Here is a 20,681-nt window from a genome sequence, read left to right as displayed (position 1 = left end):
CCGTTGAGGGGGTGGCTGCAAGCGAGCGGTGCCTGTCAACGACCTGCGACTTGGAGATCTCGTCGAGCGGCAGCCGCATCCAGTCCTTCAGATGGTTCTCGAACTGTTGCCGCAGGCCGGACCTGTGTGCCTCTGAGCGCAGCCTTGGCCGGGCGAGGTAGGCTTCCATCGCTTCCTCGAGGGTAGGGGCCCCGATCTGGATCTGCTTCCCCGCGCCGCGCCCCCACTCCAGCGCGAAACCGAGTGCGGTCTGGCGAGCGGCTTGCGCCGAGATCACCGGGAAGCGACCGATCAGCACCCGCCGGGTCTGACCGCCCACGTCTTTCTGGAAGTACCAGGTCTTGGATCGCTTGCCGACGAAGAGCACGAGACCCTTCACCTCGTTGTCCCAGTGCTTCTCGGTGCCGGATTTTGCAGGTGGCAGCTTCTTGGCGAAGGTCTCGGTGAGCTTTGGCATTTTGTCGGAATTTTGTCAGTATCGGTATCCAAGAGTGTACCCCTGCAGGAACCGAGAGGAAATACCAAAGCATTGAAAAAGAAACAGTTTGAACGGAGATGAAACGATAGGAAAGATGGATCACTTGCTTGGAAGGCTAAGGTCTTACCACTACACAACGCCCGCTCAGCGGACGAACTAATATTTCATGTGGGGTGGGTCGTCAAGAAGAGTGGCGCCCTCCAAAATCCCCGGAGCTAGATTGCATGCACCTGTCAGCGTGGCCATTTGGATTGCAGGCATAGGGCTATCGGAATTTCCAACATCAGTCCTAAAGACCGCATGCCCGAAGCACGAGTTCCGAGATCTTTTTGGCGTCGAACTGGCTCTCGGCAAGCGCGCGCGCGGCGTCACAGTGTTGACGGTACCTCTGTTCGACGGCGTACAGTGCCTCCAATGCCTCTTCCGGCGAGGAGAACCGCAACATCCCTTCATTGTCCGGCAGGTAGCTGCTCGGGCCTGTGTTCTGCACGATTGCCGGCTTGCCTGACGCCAGATAACAAAGTGTGCGATCGCTGACCCAGGCATTCTCGAAGTACATGCAGGATGGTTTCGCGCAACTGAATTCAGCCTGCGACGTTTGGATGTAGGACCGATAGGCATCGGGCGATCCCGCCACCTCTGACGCAAGCACGAGGTTCCAGCCTCGCCCTGCCATGAATTTCAGGTCGGTGAGGTCATCGACATAAGGCAGTATCTCGTCGATCACCGCGCCGGACGAATCCGGCATGCGCCGCGCCGCCGCGAGGTCTTTTGCCCCGACCGCGAGTGCGAGTTCCAGCGTCTGCGGCACGCGCCCAGGCAGGTCGGCGTAGCGGATAAAATTCACGCGCTTGTTGTTCTCGAAGAGCGTGCCCTTTCCATCTGCAATCCACTCGCCTTTGCCTCCGCCGCCCCACCATCCGGAGATGGTAGATACCCGGCGACTCTCGGGGATGAACTTCGGAGTCCAGGACTCGGTGTCGACTGCCGGGCGAATGCGGTTCCAGACCAGCCCACAATCTGGGAACCGTGCTCGCGGCGTGCCGACCGTCTCGCCGGTCGAGAAATAATGGTCGTGTCGGGGAAGCGAAATCTGTGCATTGGCGATCCAGAACTGCAGGAGCCCGGGGTCAATGTCTATCAGTGCCGTTCTTCCAAAGGGCGCCAAGAGGCTGTCGCCAATCTTGTAGTTGAAGTTGAGAAGCAGATCGGCGCTGGTGGCAAATTCTTCGAACCAGTGGGTGTTTGTTTCTTTCGGGATCCAGAGCCCTTGCTCGGGTCCAAGGGCATCCACAAGTAGTGTCCGGGTGCCTATACCAAGCGCCTTCATGCGGGCGAGATGCGTGTCGATGTGCTCCTGAGGCAGTTGGTCGAGATGGGGAACGGCTTCCATCCACCAGACCTCGCAATCGAGTCGCATCAGGCCGAGAGCCCATTGAGCGAAGACCCACCAGTGCCCCCCTCCCTGCGGATAGGGGGCGACGTTGGTGACTGAGAGAACTATGCGTGCCATGTCTGCTGCGGAAATTGGGACAGGTGTCGTGACCTTGAGTGCGACAGGTTTTTGCATGTCAGGCGGACCGGCATCAATCTTGCCCGCCTTTGGAGGCCAGCCGGAACAGGGCAAGATCTTTGGACCGGGAGATACAAGGAAAACTGTGGTCTATGTGGCGCGTGAAGTCGAAGTAGTGTTCCCACCACCAGAATGCGTTCCAGAGCACGCCTAGATAGGTGGCGCCGTTCTCTTGGCCGCGCTCCAGCCCCTCGAACGCCTCGGCATCGGTCGCTGGCATCCCGCCATAGGCCATGTCTTCGCCCAGCAGCGGGAGAGTGGAAAGATCCGAGAACTCGCCGAGGTCCGTTTCGCCCTGGTCGATCAGGATGACGCGAGCGCCCACGCCGCAATGCTCCAGCATCTCCTTCGCGGCGCGTCGTGTGCGCTGTTGCCAATCCCGGACACGTCGGCGCTCGTCCAGTTTCGCGAGCCCTGCGCCGACGAGTGGAAGGCGGAATGCACCCACGCGGAGGTCCTCGAAGAACTCCTCCCGATGATCCCTGGACCATTTAGACAGCTCGCGGAAGCAGGCAGCGCGCTCTCCGGTCGGCATCGGGACCCGATTGATCGCGCGCGCATACTCCCCGCAAAGCCGCCACGCGGGAAAGATCAGCTTCCCGCGATTTCGCGGATCGTACCAAACGGCAGCCTCGTGCGGACGGCTGGCATCGAAGGCTCGCACCGAACGGTCCGGATGCTCCCTGTCGAAGAAGAGCACATCGTCGATCTCAAGGAGCTTTCCGTGTAACGCGAGCTCCGCAAGCAACGGCCTGTCGTGCGCGGGGAAGTCGCCGAGAAGCGGTGTCCTTGCAAGGACGTCGTGCCGTGTCACGCCCCAGATGCAATAGGTGTCGCGATGCTCAAGCACGTTTCTGAGACGCGCAACGCGGTCATCGCTCGACAGTTCAGGGCGCGGGGGCCAGCACTTGAAAGGGTTGCCATCGGCGTCGATCGAGGCGGTCTGAGAGTGGCAGAGAACGGCGGCGCTGTCGCGGTCCAGTTCGTCGATGCAAAGGTGCAGGAAATCCGGATCGTACGGGTCGTCGTGGGCCGCCCACTTGAAGAACTCGAGCGGTGGGCACTCCCGGAACACTTTGCGATAGTTCGGGCCGGCACCGATGTTTTCGGGATTGCGGATGTAGCGGATACGGTCGTCCGCCGCCGCTGTCTCGCGACAGATGTCTTCGGTCGCGTCGGTCGACGCGTTGTCGCAAATGACAACCACGAAGTCGCGGAATGTCTGGCCCAGGATCGACTCCAAGGTGTGCCGCAGGAAACGCTCGCCATTGTAGACCGGCATCCCGATGGCGAGACGAGGAGATTGGTTCAAGGCAGTTTCCTCCCTGCATGGGGCCGGAGCCGGTAGATGACGATACGCGGGTCGCGGAACAGGACCTCGCCCGTTTTGTCGAGCTCTTCGAAAAGTGCGCCGTAGCTGTCACGCCACCAGAACGCGGAACGGGTGAAGGCTATGTGCGTGGCGCCGCGGTCGATCTGGTCGTTCAATGCCTGGAGCGCGTGTATCTCGTCACGCGGGAATCCCGCGTTCTGCCCATTCTGCTCGACCAGAGGCGTCGCAACCCGCCCGGCGTAGGAGACGGGGATCCAGGGGGCGTCGCCGACCAGGATGAATCTGCACGGGTCCGGCAGGTACCGCAGCAGGATGTTTGCGTGCTCCTTCCGCAGGTCCTCCGGGCTCGGCGCCAGGGATGGTACGAAGGAGATCACGCACTCGCTGCGTTGCCGGTTAAGCTCGATCAGGCGCTCCAACGCCCGTTTTTGCAGCTCCGAGCTCAGGGATGGCTGCGCGAGAAGCCTAGCGAGCGCCTCGGTTCTCAGCCCGAGCGCGCCGACTTCCCCGATCCTGTCGTCCAGCGTGTCGGTGTCAAAACCGTCCGTCGCCGTGCCCCCTCGGAGTTCTGCGATCCCGGTAGAGAGAGCCAGGTCGAGGATCAGCGTCTCGGCCGCCCAGCGGGTTCCGTGACGCGCCAAGGGGCGTGCATCGGAAGTCGGGCCCAGAAGCGCTTGGAGACACTCGGCTCGAACGCCAATCAGGGAGCGCTCGAGCGGCAATAGTGGCGCTTCCGAGAGATGCGAAAGGGCATCCGTCGTCGAGAGAACGGAGGTCCGTATATCGACAAAGTCGGCATCATTGCGGAAGGCGACAACCCCGACGCCATTGTTCAGGGTTCCAACAATGTTTCTAACGACTTCGGGCTCCGGCATCGTGCCCTCCGGCAGCAGGATCAGCACGTCGGACAGCGCGTCGGGATTCCAGTCGGCGAGGGCGTCCACAAGATTCAGCCAGGGGCTGGTCGGATAGGCGTTCCACGTTACCCTGAGGGCGCCAGTGTCGGACCCGACAGGAGCCGGTGTGTCGCCTTCGAAGACCTGCCAGAGGGCCACATCCGCCAACCCCGCGTCGCACAGGTTCAGGACGAGTTCTTTGGACGATGGATCATTCGGCGCAGGTTTGTAGCGGACTGTCACCCGGGCCGTTCCTGTCTTGGTCTTATGAGCTTGCAACGGCGCGTTCGGTTTGACGGATCGAGACCCATCGCTGACCGGATCGTTCCAGGACGTCGCAGCAAGATGCTGGAGCCAGAGCGGCTTCAACGGATGGGTGCATGCGGCGTGCCATGGCTTTTGCGCCCCGGTGAAATGGTAGATGGCCCCTTCCCATTGAAGGCGCGCGATCCCGTCGTCGCCAAACTCGGTCAAGGCACCCTGGCACAGCATCGGGTCATAGATCGCGGATTGCACGTTCCAACGCGGCTCCAGTTCACCCCACATACCCGCCAGCACGGCGTTGAGGCCTTCCTGATCCCTGAAGACCAAAGCATCGTGATAATCCGTCAGATACCGCAGCACCCGCTCGGTGACGTTTGCGGCGATCCAGGCAGGAACGTCGATCAGCAGGACGCCCGCATTCAGATACCGGCTGGTGTGATCGAGCCCAAGCCGCTTGTGGCTGACTATGCCAGCCGTCGATGCGACGGTTGGAATTTGGAAATCCCTCACCGCTTGCAGCGGGGAACGCTCCGTGACTTCGGATTGCCACAGATCCAGAATGTTCTCCCGGATCAGCAGATCGCAGTCGAGGAACAGGACGCGATTTGCCGTTGTCTCCGTGAGCTCTGCGATCTGAAGGCTGAAATAGGTCGCCGATGTTACGTGCCCGGCCGTGTAGAGACCGGCAATGTCCGCCATGTCGGGTGCGAGCCATATCAGCTCGACGTCCAGATCAGGGAAGCTTCGAACGATACGGGCGATGCGTCTTCGGTTGGTTTCGGAAATCCCGCCGTCGATGACGAAGGCTCGGTACCGTGGCCCGGGTTCGAGGTGTCGAAGTAGGGAATGTAGCGTGACGCCGAGGGGAAGAGCGTAGTTATCATCGCAGCCGAAGGCCAGATTCACTTCGGGTCCGTCCGAAATCGGTGTCACACGACAGATCATTGGGACACCGATACGTGCGCGCACGGGCTCCCGCCATCGAAGAAATGGAAGGCAATCAAGGGAGGCTCACCCGACGGTCTCATAGATCGCAAGGGTGTTTGACGCTCCAGTCGCGGCGAACCAAAGTGCCTGAGGGAATGATGCGAACGATCAAGCACAGCGGACAACCCACATCGAAAACGGCAAAAACGAGCTTGCTTGGGACAAAAAACGACATCCCGCACTGCCAGATCGACTTCCACAAATCCCCCTGATGCGACTCGCTTCGGCGGAAATATCGAATACTAGCTTTGTAAGGTTAGCCCAACACTCGGCAAAAAGACATGGATTCTCGAATAGAGGATGTTGCTTGCTTTGTCTGTGAAACGGCGGGCGGGCAGAGATTGCCTCGTTCGAGGGGCGGCTAAGCCGTATTGGAGCGGTGTCGGTCGACTAGGTGCCGAGAATTCAATTGGTTGTGTGGCCATTTTGCGTCTAACCTTTTCGAAATTTCTTGGAAGAGTTTTGCTTGGAGGGCGTGCCATGTTCGACCAACGATCGGCCTCGGGGCGGCCGTCGAGGCCAGAAGTCCGCGGAAAATTCGTCTTTCGCGATGGACAGAAAACCTACGTGAAAGGTGTCACTTACGGCACGTTCCGGGGGAATCCGGACACGGGTGACTTCCCCGATCCAGAAACCGTGGAGAAGGACTTCGCCGCCATGGCGGCTGCCGGCATGAACACGGTGCGAGTCTATATCGTGCCGCCACGTTGGCTTCTCGATCTGGCTGAAGCATGTGGACTGGGCGTGTTCGTCGGTCTGCCGTGGGAGCAGCATATCGCGTTTCTCGACAACAAGGCCGTGGCCGACGACATCGTCCGACGTCTGGATGAGGCGCTCGAACCGATAGCGGATCACCCGGCGATCTTTGCCATTGCCATAGGCAACGAGATCCCGGCCACTGTGGTGCGATGGTACGGTGGCAAAAGGGTCGCCCGCTTTCTCCGACGGATCGTCCGTATGGTCCGGCAACGGGCGCCCGGTGTGTTGGTGACCTATGTCAACTTCCCGAGCACCGAGTACCTCAAGGTCCCCGAGATCGACCTGGTCTCTTTCAACGTCTACCTCGAAGACATGGATAGGCTGGATGCCTACCTCGCACGCCTCCACAATCTGGCCGGCGAAAAACCCCTGTTGATGGCGGAGATTGGGCTCGACAGCCAGCGAAACGGGATCGACGTTCAGGCGTCATCCATCGCAGCCCAACTGGTGACGGCATTCGAAGCAGGGGTCTCCGGCGCCTTCGTGTTTTCATGGACCGATGAATGGAGCCGCGGCGGGCACGAAGTCCTGGACTGGGATTTCGGCCTGACGACCCGGGGCCGGGAGCCCAAACCCGCACTCGCTGCGGTCTCCAAGGCCTTCGAGGCTGCTCCCGCCGCAAGGTCGGAGTGGCCGCGGTTCAGTGTTGTGGTCTGCAGCTACAATGGCTCAAGAACGATCGGCGAAACCTTGGAGCGCCTCGGAGAGCTGGACTATCCGAACTACGAGGCGATCGTCGTGAACGACGGGTCTACCGACAGCACGCGCGAGATCGCCGAGGCATCGCCGTTCAAGGTGATCTCCACCGAAAATCGTGGCCTTTCGAATGCGCGCAACACCGGCATGGATGCCGCCAGCGGCGAGCTGATCGCCTATATCGATGACGATGCCTATCCGGACCCGCAGTGGCTCACCTATCTGGCTCTTGCCTTTCTCAAGCGCGACTTCACCGCGGTAGGCGGGCCCAATCTGGGACCGCCGGAAGATCCCGACATCGCGGAGTGCATCGCAAATGCGCCAGGAGGGCCGGTTCAGGTTCTTGAGAATGACGAGGTGGCGGAACACATACCCGGCTGCAACATGTCCTTTCGCGCCGAGGCACTCCGTGCGGTTGGTGGGTTCGACCCGCAGTTCCGCGTCGCCGGCGACGACGTGGATCTGTGTTGGCGGATCGAAGCGAACGGCGGCGTCATCGGCTTCAGCCACGCGGCACAGGTCTGGCATCACCGTCGCCCGTCCGTCGCAACCTATTTCAAGCAACAACGGGGGTATGCCCGAGCGGAGGCGCTTTTGGCCCGCAAGTGGGCGTCCAAGTTCAATCGAGCCGGTCACTTGCCCTGGCGAGGGCAACTGTATGGGCGCGGGCTTGTCCAGAGCTTCACCAATCGTCCGAGGATCTATCATGGTAGCTGGGGGGCAGCGCCCTTCCAGTCCGTGTATTCGCGCGGCGAGAGCGTTCTCACATCGCTGCCGCTGATGCCCGAGTGGATCTTTCTCGTGGGTCTTTCGTTGGTGCTCGGTCTGTTTGGCTTCGACTGGCCGCCTCTCTTCCTGCTCTTCGTGGCGGGCCTTGCCGGATTATTCCTGAGCCTCGCCATGTCGTTTCGTGGTGCGCTTGCCGCCGAGATCAACTCCGCCGGTTCCGAACCGCCAAGAGCACCCGAATGGCAACTCAGAGCGATCATATTCTGGCTCCATTTCGTACAGCCGGTGGCGAGACTCGTCGGTCGGATCCAGTACCGGCTTGGACCTTGGAGCAACGAACCGTTCCGGCTGTTCCCGATACCAAGGCCGTTGCAATGGCAGCACTGGTCGGAGACCTGGACCGATCCGACCACGCCGCTTCGGCAGCTTCGCGACCGACTGGACGGGAGTGCCGACCGCTTCGGTGTCGGTGGAGATTTCGACGCCTGGGACATCGCCCTTGGGCAGTCTGTCTTCGCAGAGGCGCGGCTCGTCTCGATGGTCGAGGAGCATGGGCACGGCCAGCAACTCTTCCGCCTGCGGGCTTGGCCCGTCGTTTTCACGCCGGTGATCATCTTCTTCCTCGCGTTCGTCGTGATGTCTGCCCTGGCATTTTCAGATGGCGCGGCGATTGCAGGCAGCGTTCTTGGCCTTTTCGCCTTTCTCGTCTATGCGACGGCATACAGTGCGGCCTCCACTGCGATGGAAACGGCCGAAGCGGCAGTCGGAAAAGGCCTCAAGATGAAGAGGGTGACCTAGCCAGCAATGCAGAATGCCTTCCCCGTGCCCCAGGACGGGATGCTCGCCAAGTTCCGACGCCTCCTGCCATACCTCTGGGAGGAGCGGGGGCGGCTGTCGCTGATCATCCTGCTTTCGGCAGTGGCGAGCGCATTGACGGTGCTGGCACCTTGGCCTCTCAAAATCCTCGTGGACGTCGCGCTGGGAGACACTGATCTTGACGGGTGGCGCGCCGCCTTTGTCGATCCCGAGCACGGTCGCACAAGGCTCGTTGTCGCCTGCGGGGTCGCGACAGCGCTACTCATGGTCTTGACCACGCTGGTCGGCAACGCTCTGTCCTGGCTCTGGGCCTCTTCCGGGCACCGGATGCTCTATGCTTTTGCCTCGGACCTGTTCGACCGGATCCAGCGTCTGTCGTTGCTGTTCCATTTCCGCCAGAGTTCGGGTGACCTTCTCAGCCGCATCACCGGCGACAGCTGGGCCGTATATTCCATGGCGTCGCAACTCTTGGTGACACCGGTTCGTCAAATACTCACGATCATCGGTGTTGGCGCGACGGCCATCATGCTGAGCCCGCTGCTGACCGCTCTCATCTTCGTTCTCGCGCCGCTGATGGTCTGGTCGGTCCGCCGCTTCGGCCAGCCAATCCGCGAGCGCGCGCAAGGTCAGCGCCAGACCGAAGCGGCACTTGCCAGCTTCGCGCAGCAGACCCTGAGCAACATGCCGCTTGTCCAGGTTTTCGGTTTGTCGCAGCGCAACACTCGTGCGATCCGGGCTCTTGGCGATCGCCTCGTGACTGCCAGTCAGCAGCTGGTGATCGCCAACGACGGTTATACGTTGGTCAACAACCTTGCGTTGGCGACCGGCGCGTCGCTCGTTCTGTTTGTCGGGGCGCAGCAGGTGCTGGCTGGAGACCTGAGTGTCGGCAGCCTTCTCATCTTCATGGCCTATGTCGAGAGCCTGCGCGAGGCGCTGGCATCCCTTCTGAGCGGCTACGGGCAGCTTCGCACTATCGAGGCCAGCGCGGACAGGGTGCTCGAGGTGGTTGATGCGCGCAACGACGTGCCCGATCGCCCCAACGCCCCCCCGCTTCGCCTGAGCCACCCGCAGGGGGCCGACATTACGTTTGACGGTGTGTCCTTTACTTACGAGCCCGAAAGGCCCGCCTTGCATGAAGTGTCGCTGGAAATCGCAGCGGGTGAGACGCTTGCGCTTGTCGGGCCGACCGGGGCCGGCAAATCCACGCTGGCGGCTCTGTTGCCGCGGTTTTTCGACCCGCAGTCCGGCGAGGTGCGGATCGATGGACAAAGGCTGCCGGACGTGGCGCTTGCGAGCCTCCGTGCGCAAGTGTCAATCGTGTTGCAGGAACCGTTCTTGCTGCCGCTCAGCATTGCCGAAAACATCGCCTTCGGGCGACCCGATGCAACGGAGAATGAGATCCGGGCGGCTGCGCAGGCGGCCAATGCCGACGCCTTCATCGAGGCGCTCCCGGACGGGTATGACAGCGTGATCGGCGAGCGCGGCATGACCCTGTCGGGCGGCCAGCGCCAACGGATCTCGATCGCGCGTGCGCTCGCCAAGGATACGCCGATCCTGATCTTCGACGAACCGACTTCCGCTGTCGACCCGGAAACCGAAGCACAGATTCTCGAGGCGATGTCGCGCCTGCTCGAAGGGCGGACAACGGTGATCATTGCCCACAGGCTGTCAACCATCGAGCGCGCGGATCGAGTCGCGTTCCTGGAAGATGGCCGCATCGTCGAGCTTGGCACGCATGAGCAACTGCAACGCCTCGGCGGACGCATGGCGCGCTTCCAGAGTCTTCAGGGCATGGCCTTGCACGGAGGGGATGACGGATGACGCCGGTCAGCCGCTATGTCCGAGAGGCCGTTCGCAGATACCGGCTTGCCGTCGTGGCGCTGCTCGCCATCGTGACTGCGCAGATTCTGGTGTCGCTTGCCTTGCCCTGGCCGCTCAAGATCGTGATCGACAACGTGCTAGGTGGCGTGCCGCCCGGCTATCTCCCCGAGAGCCTGGCCAATTGGCTGGCATCGGCGAACAAGACGCTTCCGCTTGCCGTCCTCGCCGCCGCGTTTCTGTTTCTCCGTTCGTTCAACCAGGTCGGTCAACTCGCCCGGCATTACATCATGGCGCGAATTGGCGCGCTCATGAGGATCGACATCGCGACGGAGCTTCTGGCTAAGCTGCAGACCCTTGATCCGACCTTTTACGGGCGCGAGCGGGTCGGTGACATGACCCAGCGGCTGATCGAGGATACGCGTTTCACCGGAGAGATCGTTGGACAGGTCGTCGTGCCCGGTCTAACATCCCTCGTTACTCTCGTCGCGATGCTGGCGATCCTCGCGTCGCTGTCGCCCACGCTGGCGCTGATCGCGCTGGCGGCATCTCTGCCGATACCGTTCCTTGTCCTGCACTTCCGTCCGCGCATCACCGAACGCCACTACCGGCAGCAGGAGAGCTTTGGTGATCTCATGGCCGAGACCGAGCAGTCGCTGACCTCGATCCAGGTCATCCAGGCGTTCAATCGCGAGCAAGACGGCGTGCGCCGCTTCCGCAACCGGTCTGCGCGCGCGCTCCACGCGGTGCTGCACGCTACCCGTGCTCAACTGTCCTTCGATCTCGCGATCGGTGTTTGCCAGGCTTTTGGGACCGGCCTGGCATTGATCGCCGGAGGTTTTCTTGCGCTCCGTGGAGAGATCACGGTCGGAACGCTTCTGGTTGCGCTTGCCTACCTCGCGTCGGTGTTCGGGCCCGTAGGCGCCATGGCGTCGGTCGCCACGGCCTATGGCGCCGCGACAGGCAAGGGGCGGCGGGTGACCGAGATTCTCGGTCTGGTTCCGAAAGTGCAGGAGCGCTCCGACGCAAAGGTGTTGCCGCCGGGCAAGCCGGGCAATGGCCGCCGGATCCAGTTCGAGAATGTCGGGTTCTGCTACACCGGCCAGGATCGTGTCCTAGACGGATTGAATTTCGAGATTGCGGCAGGCGAGACCCTGGCGCTCGTTGGCAAGACAGGCGCAGGCAAGTCGACGATAGCAGGCCTGATCGTTCGCCTGATGGATCCCGATCAGGGGCGAATCCTAATCGATGGTCATGATCTCAGGGATCTGCAACTCGACAACCTTCGACAAAACATGGCCGTCGTGCTGCAGGACCCTGTCCTGCTTCCGATCTCGGTTGCCGAGAACATCGGTCTCGGAGACCCGCAAGCGGACCGGGACCGGATCACGGCGGCGGCGCGCGCGGCGATGGCGCACGACTTTATCGAGGCCCTGCCGGAAGGTTACGACACCGTTCTGCAAGAACGCGGAGCGGGGCTGTCCGGAGGCCAGAAACAACGGATCGCCATCGCGCGGGCGCTGCTGCGCGACACGCCGGTGCTGCTCCTCGACGAGCCGAGCTCGGCGCTCGATGTCGAGACCGAAACGGCCTTGTTCGACACGCTCACGAAGGTGAGGAGGAGCAGGACGGTACTGCTGATTGCACACCGTCCCGCCACACTTCGAGTTGCCGACCGGGTCCTCGAATTGCGGGACGGACGGGTCATCGAGCGCCCCGACCTTCCGCACCGGAAGGACCGAAGCGCTTCGGCCTAGTGTGGTGCTAGGTGGTTTTCGCGCGCCGGACGGGCCGGAATACCCTGCAATCCGGACCTGAATAAACCTCGTCGCACGTGTCATGCACAAACGTCGCGAATGCGTCGTATTCATCGAGGTACCAAAGGGTCGCCCATGTAAAGACCAAGAACTCCGGCTCTTTGGTCCAATGCGAACGGATCTCGCGCAACGCGGCCGCGTCGCTTTCCGGGTTGCCCCACCAGATACCGTCTCGGGACGGAAATGGCGTTGCCGTCGGTGCTGAGATGTCGCCGTGGCCCATGTCGGCCAGCAGGAACGGCTGCAGACCGATGCCGAGCCGTTCGGCCGTCTTCCTCAGGCGTTCGGGCAGCGCGAACTCCTGCTCGGCCGTTCGCTGATCATTGGAGTGAGGGAATTCCCCCTCAACCGTCTGATGCCCCAGGAAACTGCATAGCTGGCCCCAACTGTCGCCGGCAGCCACATCGAAAGTCAGAAGCTTCTCCGGGGACTCCCGGAAGTGTTTCAGTACCGCGGACTTGTGCTCCTCGAACGCTTGGATCCAGGCCGACGCTTCAAATGTCGCAGCGCCATAGATGTTCTCATTGATGAAACGAGACGCTCCCTCAGAATTGTCGCCACGTTGCATGTCGCGTTTCGCGAGGGCAGCGCGGTACCGTTGTTGCGAGGCCAGCCACCTGTCGGGATCCCGCAACGTGAGGATGAAACGACTGTCAGTATATCGGCGCTCCAACGCCTGGAACGGAAGCCCGGTGCCGTTCGAGATCGCATCATATCGGTCAATGAAAGCGAACGTGCCTGACCCCATGAAGGACCTCGTCCCGCGGTCGTACTCGTTCAACAGGTCGCGGTAGGGCAGGAAGTGTGCGGTCTTGTAACCCAATTGCTTGAGAGCAAGTTGAAGGCTCGCTGTGCCGGTGCGTCCCAGCCCAACGCCAAACACCTTGTGCTTGCGTGCATTCATCGCCTAGCTGCCGGCATTGGGTTGCTCTCCCGCCGCGGGTATTTCTTGCGGATGATCATACGTTCTGCGGTGGGAGAGATCTTTCAGACGCAGTGGCGGCTCCTCGATCCAGCGCCACGAAGCCATAGCGGCCAGCACGATTGCCGGCATGCAGGCGAGAAAGAACATCTCTCCGCTCAGTCCGTCTCCCAAAATGGCGCGGGTCGTCTGCTGAACGGGCCATCCAAAGACGTAAATCCCGTAAGACAGATCGCCGAAGCGCATGGCCTGTCCGGGGATCGGCGTCGGGTGGAACCCCAGCCAGATCACCGAGTAGTCGGCCAGTGCCGGGAAGAGTTTCGTGCCGTCGGCGGAGAAGGGCAGAAGCACCGACGTGTCGACGAGTAACAAGCCAATCGCGAGCGACGCCAGAACGAGCGCGATGTCCGTACTGGGTTCGTGCTTGCGAAACAGGAGGTAGAGGAATGCGCCCGCGAAAAAGCCCGGCGCGCCGTAGGAGAGTCCCCAGAAGTTGAGAAAGATCGTATCGGCGATGTTGATGTAGATGTAGGCGTCAGCGAGCCTGGCAAACACTGCAATGATGGCGATCGATAGTACGACCCACGCCCTCAGAGCTTCGAGGGCGAAAAGTATGGCAACACCGATGTAGAGCAGTACCTCTGTCTGCAGCGTCCAAAGGACACCATTCAGAACGCTCCCGAGGTTCGAGGGGTCCGAATAGAACTCCACTCCGATAACGTAGTAGTACTTGTAGGAGAAAATCAGGCCGTGAAAGATGCCATGCCAGAGCGATCGGTCGAGGCAGTAAGCTGAGATGCTCTTCTCTGAAAAGAAGGGAGCAATTGCCAGCGCAACGACAATGATACTCGCTGCGTAGGCCGGATAGATCCTCAGGATGCGCTTCCATACAAACCGCCCCGTTGTCGGCGAATGAACCCGACTGCGGGTGATCAGAAACCCGCTCAGGATGAAAAAAACCTGCACGCCAAGCCCTCCAATTCGGCCGATTGCTAGCTCCAGCGCCTCTTTCTCCTAGGTGTTCTTACCTATGAGGTTGCTGTGGGTCAAAATGACCGACACGGCGGCCCATAGTCGGATAGCATCGAAGTTGTGGTAGCGCTTGGCTGCGGTTTGGGGCCTGCGTTGCGCGTGGGATGGGCTAAGCAAGCGACCGCTCCCCAAGGCGCCGAACGTACCATCGGTGGGCGTCTTCTGCGATCGTCAACGGATCGGAGCGGATTGGCTTCCAGCGGAGTGTCTGCATTGCCAGCGAGGGGTCGGCCACCAGTTCCGGAGGGTCGCCCGGACGGCGGGGGTGCATCACGACATTCGGCTTTCGGCCCGCCGCCGACGCCACCGCTTCGAGAACCTCCTTTACGGAAGTTCCCTGCCCGGTGCCCAGGTTGCAGCGCAGGTTGTCACCGCCTTCGAGCAATCTGTGCAGTGCGAGGACATGGGCCTCCGCCAGGTCGGAGACGTGCACGTAGTCGCGGACTGCTGTTCCATCCGGCGTCGGGTAGTCGGTCCCGAAGATCGAGAACTGCGAGTTGCGGTCAAGCGCGGCTGCGATTGCAAGAGGGAAGACGTGTGGTTCCGGGTCGTGCCACTCGCCGATCGCGCCGGACGGATCGCATCCCGCCGCATTGAAGTACCGCAGGGCACAGGTTCTTAGGCCGTGGGTCTGAGCGTACCAGTCCGCGATCTCCTCCATAATGTGCTTCGACGCGCCGTAAGGGTTGATCGGAGCGGCGGGCATCTCCTCGACGATCGGGAGCGCCGGCGGAATGCCGTAGATGGCGCAGGTGGAGGAAATCACGAGGTTCGGGACGCCGCTCGCCACCATGGCGTCGAGCACGTTTATCGATCCCGAGACGTTGTTGCGAAAGTAGGACGACGGATCGCTCATCGACTCCGCCACGTATGCGTAGGCGGCGAAATGCATGACGGCCGCCACGCTGTGGGACTGCATCGCACTCGCCAGCGCAGCACTGTCTTCCAGCGGGGCTTCGATCAGTGGCCCCCACTGGACGGCCCAACGATTTCCCCGCCGCAGGTCGTCGTAGCAGACTGGAAGGAACCCGGCCTCCGAAAGAGCCATGCAAGCGTGGCTTCCGACGTATCCGGCTCCGCCCGTGACAAGAACTGCTTGTTTTTCCATGCAAGCCTCCGCGGCGCCGTAGCCGGCGCCAGATTATTCGGCCGCAGGTTGATAACGAGGCCCATAACGCGGCACAAAAACGTCGAACCTGCCCGAGGAGAGGAGTTCGTCGAAATAGTCTATCGTGCGAGAAATGCCCTCCCGCGGGCTGATCGCCGGTTGCCAGCCAAGTTTTTCTTTTGCCTGCGCGATGTCGGGGCGCCGGCGCGTCGGGTCATCCTGCGGCAACGGATGAAAGGCGATCTCGGGCACGCGTCCGACGATTTCGAAGATCATCTCGACGAGTTCGAGGATAGTCATTTCGACGGGATTGCCGAGGTTGATGGGCCCGGTGACGTCCGGCCCGGCTTTGCAAAACTGCCAGATCCCCTCGACCATGTCGTCAACGTAGCAGAACGACCGTGTCTGCGAACCGTCCCCATAGACAGTCACAGGCTCGTTCATCAGCATCTGGCGAATGAAGTTTGAAACGACGCGCCCGTCAAAAGGGTCCATGCGAGGCCCGTATGTGTTGAAAATCCGGCATACGCCGATGTCCAGGCCGCGAGTGCGGTGCATGTCAAAAAGAAGCGCTTCGGCTGCTCGCTTTCCCTCATCATAGCAGGCCCGAGGTCCTATCGGGTTGACGTTGCCACGATAGCTCTCGGGTTGCGGATGCATGGTCGGATCGCCGTAAATCTCGCTGGTCGAGCTGTGGATGATCCGCGCGCTGGAACGATGGGCAAGGTCAGCGAGGTTAAACGTTCCGACGACGCAAGTCATCAAGGTGTGAAGCGGATCTTTTTGGTAGCGTGGTGGCGATGCGGGACAGGCTAAGTTGAGCACCAGATCGCAGTCGATCCCGTCTTCGAGCGGAGAGATCACGTCGGCCTGCAGAAACGAAAAGTGCGGCCGCTCTGAAGCCCTTTCGAGGTTGCTCAATGACCCGCACATCAAGTTGTCGGCGCCGATGACTTCCCAGCCCTCATTGAGCAGCCGGTCGGTCAGATGAGAGCCTAGGAAACCTGCTGCGCCGGCAACGAACGCTCTTGGCATGACAGTGGCGTTGGAGTGGGAGTCAAGCATGGAAAGACCTCCGGCATAGATTCTGGTCGATGTCAGAAATGGCGTCCGTCAGAACGACCAAGCCGACCTCGGCTAACAGATTGGGCAAGAGATCCTGTGAATTGCTAAGGTCTCGCGGGCCACGGCGAGACCTAACTGCGATTTTCCGAGCTATATGTGTCTGAAAACGGCTATCTCAGAATACCCGGCACACAGCATAGCTTCCCCCACCCAAACAATATTTCACGTCCACACAACCACAGGATCCACAGCCCAAGGATCCACCGCGCAAAGTATTGCGCGCAGGCTAACTCGCAAATGCATCGGTTATCTTTGACTGCTACACTCAAGGTTACGGCAGGTCATTCTTGTGTCAACCGGTATCATTGTTACGGCTTGGTGAACACTGGAACCGGGACTCGCTTGGCAAAGAGCGGTGCCGGGGAACTTCTTGGATATATGGGCTTTCCCTCTTGCTCCCTGTCTTTCTCCTTTCTTGCGATGGATCGCCTGCAGCTCGGTCAACGCCGCACACTGCCGAGAATTCCGCCGTTTACATAAAGGGAATCAGGGTCGGAGAGATGACCATGACGCGGCGGCTGGGTGCCTAGGATCGCAATCGGCATTGCATCCATGCCCCACTATGAATGCTATTTTGGTCTGGGAGTTCCCTGTCGCAGCATGTCAGTTGATACTCCGCTGAACTGGCAGGCCCGGAGCCTGTTTTGGTAGAGGAACGGAAATGGCGCGGTGTGGCTGTTGGCAGTGGGGTAGGCCTAGCGTGCTCGTGCCGGCTTTGCTGGCCGCGGCGTTGTCGCTGTCATCCGCCCAAGCTGAAGAGCGGGGGTGGGAGTTTCGTCTGGATGCAGAGGGGAACACCTCCGAAGAGGACGGGGAGTCATTTGCCTCCATCAAGTGGCGCGAGCCGCTATCCTTCTCCGGCATTGATGCAGTCTTCTCGTCGGCCTTGGTGGATCAGACCGTCTACGACCGCTTCGCGCCGGTTCCGCAGTTGAGCGGTCGCCGGCAGGGCACGTATCTAGAAAACAGGCTCATCATCGGAGACGGCGATGCTTCGGTCGGGCTGGATCTGCTCTACACGATCGTTAGATATACTGGTCCCGACGCGCCGGATGCGGAGTACGACGACGCCTTTGTCGGGATGATCGACTTCGGCGTCGGAAGCATCGGCGAGACATCATATCGCATGTTCACCGAGTACTCGGTGACCGGAAAGGACTTCCGCCGCCAAGAGGACATCCGGTTGGAGGATTTCTCGGACAGCGAATACACCCGGCGCGGAACAGAGCAATGGTCGTTCGGCGTTGTCGCGGAGTCTGGTCCTTTGGATACCAGCCTCGCCTACACCATTCTTCATGGCCTGACTGCCAGGGCGCGGGGCTTCGAGAGCGGACAGACCGAAACAGGAATCGATCTGGATCTTGTCTATACGTCACCTACGGCGCCGGGAGACAACGTGTTCGCGCCCGATACGACATACGCTTCGTTCGAGATCAACGAGGTCGAAGTGCCCGGCGGATCCGGAACGGACGACCAGTACTGGACAGTGTCGCTCGGCTCCTACTGGACGACCGAGACCGGCGGGCTGGCCTTCGACTACGAGTTTTATCATTATGATAATCGCCAATCGGGGACACAATCGGAAGACGCCAGCTATCAGACCTTTGACATCAGCTACGATTACAGCCCATCGGATCTCTGGTGGGCCTATTCCTACCTGTCGATAGACATCTCGGAGGACGACAGTTCTAGCTTCCCTTTCTCTCAGACCGAGGTCGATACCGGACTGGAGGTTGGCTTCCGAATCGATCGCTTTCCCGACCTCTTCGGTGGCGTCGAATACTACAACCTCGACGCCCGTTACCTGTCAGGGGCCGACGGGTATGATTTCGACCGGGAGGATGTCACGCTCTACGCGGGGCTCGATCTTTCCAAGTTCATTCCGGCGGCCGACGGCTATCGCTCTCGGCTCCGGATCGGGTTTGAAAAAACATTCTCGACAGAGTTCGATGGCTCCCGTCAATCTGACCGCAGAGAGTTATCGGACGATTTCGGACTTCGGCTCGAGGCAGTTTACCTTCCTCGGTGAGGGCGGGCCTTGCACGGTCGACGCAGGCCACCGGGGTCGACCGAATGCTTCCGACCTTGGCAAACTCCGCATAACAGGACAGCAGGAAGGTGACATGGGACAGCGAAAACTTGCGGTTCTCGCATTCCACAAGATCGGTGCGCCCTCGGATCCGAATTGGCCGACCTGGAATTACATTCCCACTAACGTTTTTCGAAGGATGCTTGGTGTTGTCGATACCAGCCCATGGGAGCCGGTCGATGCAGCGCGATTTCGGCAGGGCCTGGATGACCCCGACAACATGCCGGAACGTGCGCTCCTGATCACTTTTGACGATGGATACCTGTCGACTCTTACGGAGGCCACGCCCTGCCTGCAGGCGTTCGGTTTCCCCGCGGTGGTCTTCGTACCGACTCGCTATGTTGGCGGAACGAACAGCTTCGACAATGGCGTAGAGCCGGAAGAACGCATGTGCGGCTGGGCGGATCTTGTTGAGCTTGCGCGGCGAGGGGTCGAGGTGCAGGGACATACGGTCTCGCACCCGCATCTTTCCAGCCTCGCATCGGATCAGCAGGAGCGCGAACTCACGGAGTCCCGCGATCTCCTTTCTGAACGTCTTGGAGCGGTTGTCGACCTGCTGGCCTATCCGTACGGCGACGACGATAGCGCAAGGCTTTCGAGCGATCGTCTCGCTCGCATGGGCTACCGGGCGGCGTTCCTGTATGGGGGCGGCATCGCGCCTGTGCCGCTCAAAGATCCGTTCCGAATTCCCCGGTTCGCGCTCGGTCCGGACAGTGATCTGGCGGAAATGCTGAAGGACTGATCGCCGCCGCTACAGCAGCCCAACTTCTCTCAGCATGTCGCCCACGACTTTTTCGGCATCGAAGTATTCCCGAGCAATTTCGAGCGCCGCGGTTTGATGCCTCTCCGGATCTGTGGCGATGGCCTCTGTCGCCTCGCACACATCCTCGACCGTTGAGAAAGGGAACAGCCCTTCGCCTACGGGGAGGATATTCCCGAAGCCTGTGTCCTGCGTTACCACCGGTCGCCCCGCCGCGAGGTAGCAGGCCGATCGATCGCTGAACCAGCCACAGCGCAGGCGGTGGTACTGGTACTTGGCGACGGTGAACTCGCCGCGGGAACGCTGGATGTAGTTTCGGTAGACATCCGGGGTTCGGGAGGCGGCGACGGCGTCCGAAACGGTCCATCCCGCCGCTGCAAGCCGATCCCGTACGTCTTCCGGCGCGGACGACAGGGCAAGCTCGAACGTTTCGCCAGTGCTTTCGGGCACGCCGATGAACCTCAGGAACTCCCTGCCCTTGGTCCATGACATTTCCTCGCCTTGCCAGACCACGTCCTTCTCGCCCCGTTGATCCCAATTGGCGATCGTGGTGAAGGAACCGCCGTCTGAAGGAGGGCTCCCTGCCCACCAATCGACGACAACCGGTTGGCGTGTCGGAATGAATCTGTAGTCCACGTTCGGGACATCGCAGTCGGTAGCGCCGAAGTTTTCACCAAAGGTGAACAGGTGCGTGTGAAGATCGATATTCGCGCGATACTCGAAATACCGCTCGTCGTCCTGCGAGACCGCTCCAGCCAACTCGATTGCCCGCTTGAGCTGGAACTCGACCGGGTCGGTCTCGATGTGAAGTCGTATGGGGACGGCAAGGAACTCTTCGCCCAGCAGAGTCGAGCCTGTGACGTTGAACAACGCGCTGGTCGAAGTGAGAACATCAGCGAATGCCGGCTCGGAGAGTCCGATGGTTTTTCCGAGAGCAGAAGAGCGGCAAATCCAGCGGTGTTCGAGCCCGTGCGCCTCCATGACATCGCTCAGGAATGCCAGCCCGTGTTTGGGATCGGCGGGCCACGTCCCTGTTTCCTCGAAGTAGTAGGGATCGAACCCAGACCGTCTCAACCCTTCGATATAGTGCAGTGTCTGCCAGGCGACGCCGCCGTAGGGATACTCGCTGATAAATCCGGTCACGATCACGGGTTCAGGCTTGTTCATTCTGGTCCAACTTCCATCAGATCGAGGCGACGGGCTTAGCGATAACCACCAGGGCCATGTTCTTGGTGAAGGACTGGTTCATCACCGATGGCTGGCATTGCGCCGGTACCTCCGAAACCGCTCCACTAGACGGCCACCAATTCCGGTGAAAGCCCGAGGCCCGCGAGGCTGGAGCTGATTTCTCCAAGGTACACGGGATTCATGACGATGACCGTATCCGGTGGTGTGGTCGCCAGCGCTTGCGGTGTCATCACCTGGATGCCAGTGCCAGGCAGAAAACGGTTCTGCTTGTAGGGATTGATGTCGATCACT

Annotated in this window: 14 protein-coding genes and 1 pseudogene; 5 read left to right on the top strand and 10 right to left on the bottom strand. The window is 60.8% G+C overall.

The window, feature by feature from the left end:
• The 4 genes from ACFQ2S_RS11575 to ACFQ2S_RS11560 all read right to left on the bottom strand — a co-directional run.
• Nucleotides 1-457, bottom strand: a 457-nt coding sequence (locus tag ACFQ2S_RS11575) for an Arm DNA-binding domain-containing protein (protein ID WP_386074610.1), incomplete at its 3' end; no start/stop codon positions are given.
• A gap of 310 nt (nucleotides 458-767) precedes the next feature.
• The gene (locus ACFQ2S_RS11570) at nucleotides 768-1,991 is read right to left on the bottom strand and encodes a hypothetical protein (protein WP_386074609.1); all 1,224 of its coding nucleotides are present in this window, start codon (nucleotides 1,989-1,991) and stop codon (nucleotides 768-770) included.
• A gap of 73 nt (nucleotides 1,992-2,064) precedes the next feature.
• Nucleotides 2,065-3,363, bottom strand: a complete 1,299-nt coding sequence (locus ACFQ2S_RS11565) for a glycosyltransferase family 2 protein (protein ID WP_386074608.1) — start codon at nucleotides 3,361-3,363, stop codon at nucleotides 2,065-2,067.
• A complete protein-coding gene (locus ACFQ2S_RS11560) occupies nucleotides 3,360-5,450 on the bottom strand; it encodes a glycosyltransferase family 8 protein (RefSeq protein ID WP_386074607.1) in 2,091 nt (696 codons plus the stop codon). The genes ACFQ2S_RS11565 and ACFQ2S_RS11560 overlap by 4 nt, the downstream gene beginning before the upstream one ends.
• A 381-nt stretch (nucleotides 5,451-5,831) precedes the next feature.
• Here ACFQ2S_RS11560 and ACFQ2S_RS11555 point away from each other — a divergent pair, with 381 nt between their 5' ends.
• From ACFQ2S_RS11555 to ACFQ2S_RS11545, 3 genes are read left to right on the top strand one after another with little or no spacing between them, the layout of a single operon-like run.
• Nucleotides 5,832-8,513 (top strand): glycosyltransferase, encoded by a 2,682-nt coding sequence (locus tag ACFQ2S_RS11555; protein ID WP_386074606.1) that lies wholly within the window; start codon nucleotides 5,832-5,834, stop codon nucleotides 8,511-8,513.
• 6 nt (nucleotides 8,514-8,519) lie between these two features.
• On the top strand, nucleotides 8,520-10,352 hold the full coding sequence (locus ACFQ2S_RS11550; RefSeq protein ID WP_386074605.1) for an ABC transporter ATP-binding protein: 1,833 nt from the start codon (nucleotides 8,520-8,522) through the stop codon (nucleotides 10,350-10,352).
• Nucleotides 10,349-12,106, top strand: a complete 1,758-nt coding sequence (locus tag ACFQ2S_RS11545) for an ABC transporter ATP-binding protein (RefSeq protein WP_386074604.1) — start codon at nucleotides 10,349-10,351, stop codon at nucleotides 12,104-12,106. The genes ACFQ2S_RS11550 and ACFQ2S_RS11545 overlap by 4 nt, the downstream gene beginning before the upstream one ends.
• 7 nt (nucleotides 12,107-12,113) lie before the next feature.
• Here ACFQ2S_RS11545 and ACFQ2S_RS11540 read toward each other — a convergent pair whose 3' ends face one another.
• The 4 genes from ACFQ2S_RS11540 to ACFQ2S_RS11525 form a co-directional block, all read right to left on the bottom strand.
• A complete protein-coding gene (locus tag ACFQ2S_RS11540) occupies nucleotides 12,114-13,070 on the bottom strand; it encodes a sulfotransferase family protein (RefSeq protein ID WP_386074603.1) in 957 nt (318 codons plus the stop codon).
• Nucleotides 13,071-13,073: 3 nt separating this feature from the next.
• Entirely contained in the window at nucleotides 13,074-14,069 is a 996-nt protein-coding gene (locus tag ACFQ2S_RS11535) for an acyltransferase family protein (RefSeq protein WP_386074611.1), read from the bottom strand.
• Between the two features lie 160 nt (nucleotides 14,070-14,229).
• On the bottom strand, nucleotides 14,230-15,228 hold the full coding sequence (gene galE, locus ACFQ2S_RS11530) for a UDP-glucose 4-epimerase GalE (RefSeq protein ID WP_386074602.1): 999 nt from the start codon (nucleotides 15,226-15,228) through the stop codon (nucleotides 14,230-14,232).
• 33 nt (nucleotides 15,229-15,261) lie between these two features.
• Entirely contained in the window at nucleotides 15,262-16,293 is a 1,032-nt protein-coding gene (locus tag ACFQ2S_RS11525; RefSeq protein WP_386074601.1) for a UDP-glucuronic acid decarboxylase family protein, read from the bottom strand.
• 760 nt (nucleotides 16,294-17,053) lie between these two features.
• On the opposite strand from ACFQ2S_RS11525, the gene ACFQ2S_RS11520 reads away from it, so the two are divergent.
• Both ACFQ2S_RS11520 and ACFQ2S_RS11515 read left to right on the top strand, forming a co-directional pair.
• Entirely contained in the window at nucleotides 17,054-18,382 is a 1,329-nt protein-coding gene (locus tag ACFQ2S_RS11520) for a hypothetical protein (protein WP_386074600.1), read from the top strand.
• Between the two features lie 94 nt (nucleotides 18,383-18,476).
• Nucleotides 18,477-19,184, top strand: coding sequence for a polysaccharide deacetylase family protein (locus ACFQ2S_RS11515; RefSeq protein ID WP_386074599.1), 708 nt, complete (start codon nucleotides 18,477-18,479; stop codon nucleotides 19,182-19,184).
• Between the two features lie 9 nt (nucleotides 19,185-19,193).
• On the opposite strand, the gene ACFQ2S_RS11510 is transcribed toward ACFQ2S_RS11515, so the two are convergent.
• Nucleotides 19,194-20,369: a glycosyltransferase gene (locus ACFQ2S_RS11510; RefSeq protein WP_386074598.1), complete on the bottom strand. Its 1,176-nt coding sequence runs from the start codon at nucleotides 20,367-20,369 to the stop codon at nucleotides 19,194-19,196.
• Nucleotides 20,370-20,494: 125 nt separating this feature from the next.
• Nucleotides 20,495-20,681: pseudogene (locus ACFQ2S_RS11505) on the bottom strand (methyltransferase); the annotation flags it as partial.

The sequence above is a fragment of the Tropicimonas aquimaris genome (genome assembly GCF_042676185.1).
In the GTDB taxonomy this organism is placed as follows: domain Bacteria; phylum Pseudomonadota; class Alphaproteobacteria; order Rhodobacterales; family Rhodobacteraceae; genus Tropicimonas; species Tropicimonas aquimaris.
This window is presented reverse-complemented; position numbering and strand designations above follow the sequence as displayed.

What these genes read in the sequence shown, in the direction of transcription:
- ACFQ2S_RS11570 (WP_386074609.1), bottom strand. Translation starts at nt 1,991, where the DNA reads ATGGCACGCATAGTTCTCTCAGTCACCAACGTCGCCCCCTATCCGCAG.
- ACFQ2S_RS11555 (WP_386074606.1), top strand. Translation starts at nt 5,832, where the DNA reads ATGTTGCTTGCTTTGTCTGTGAAACGGCGGGCGGGCAGAGATTGCCTC.
- ACFQ2S_RS11550 (WP_386074605.1), top strand. Translation starts at nt 8,520, where the DNA reads ATGCAGAATGCCTTCCCCGTGCCCCAGGACGGGATGCTCGCCAAGTTC.
- ACFQ2S_RS11545 (WP_386074604.1), top strand. Translation starts at nt 10,349, where the DNA reads ATGACGCCGGTCAGCCGCTATGTCCGAGAGGCCGTTCGCAGATACCGG.
- ACFQ2S_RS11540 (WP_386074603.1), bottom strand. Translation starts at nt 13,070, where the DNA reads ATGAATGCACGCAAGCACAAGGTGTTTGGCGTTGGGCTGGGACGCACC.
- galE (WP_386074602.1), bottom strand. Translation starts at nt 15,228, where the DNA reads ATGGAAAAACAAGCAGTTCTTGTCACGGGCGGAGCCGGATACGTCGGA.
- ACFQ2S_RS11525 (WP_386074601.1), bottom strand. Translation starts at nt 16,293, where the DNA reads ATGCTTGACTCCCACTCCAACGCCACTGTCATGCCAAGAGCGTTCGTT.
- ACFQ2S_RS11515 (WP_386074599.1), top strand. Translation starts at nt 18,477, where the DNA reads ATGGGACAGCGAAAACTTGCGGTTCTCGCATTCCACAAGATCGGTGCG.
- ACFQ2S_RS11510 (WP_386074598.1), bottom strand. Translation starts at nt 20,369, where the DNA reads ATGAACAAGCCTGAACCCGTGATCGTGACCGGATTTATCAGCGAGTAT.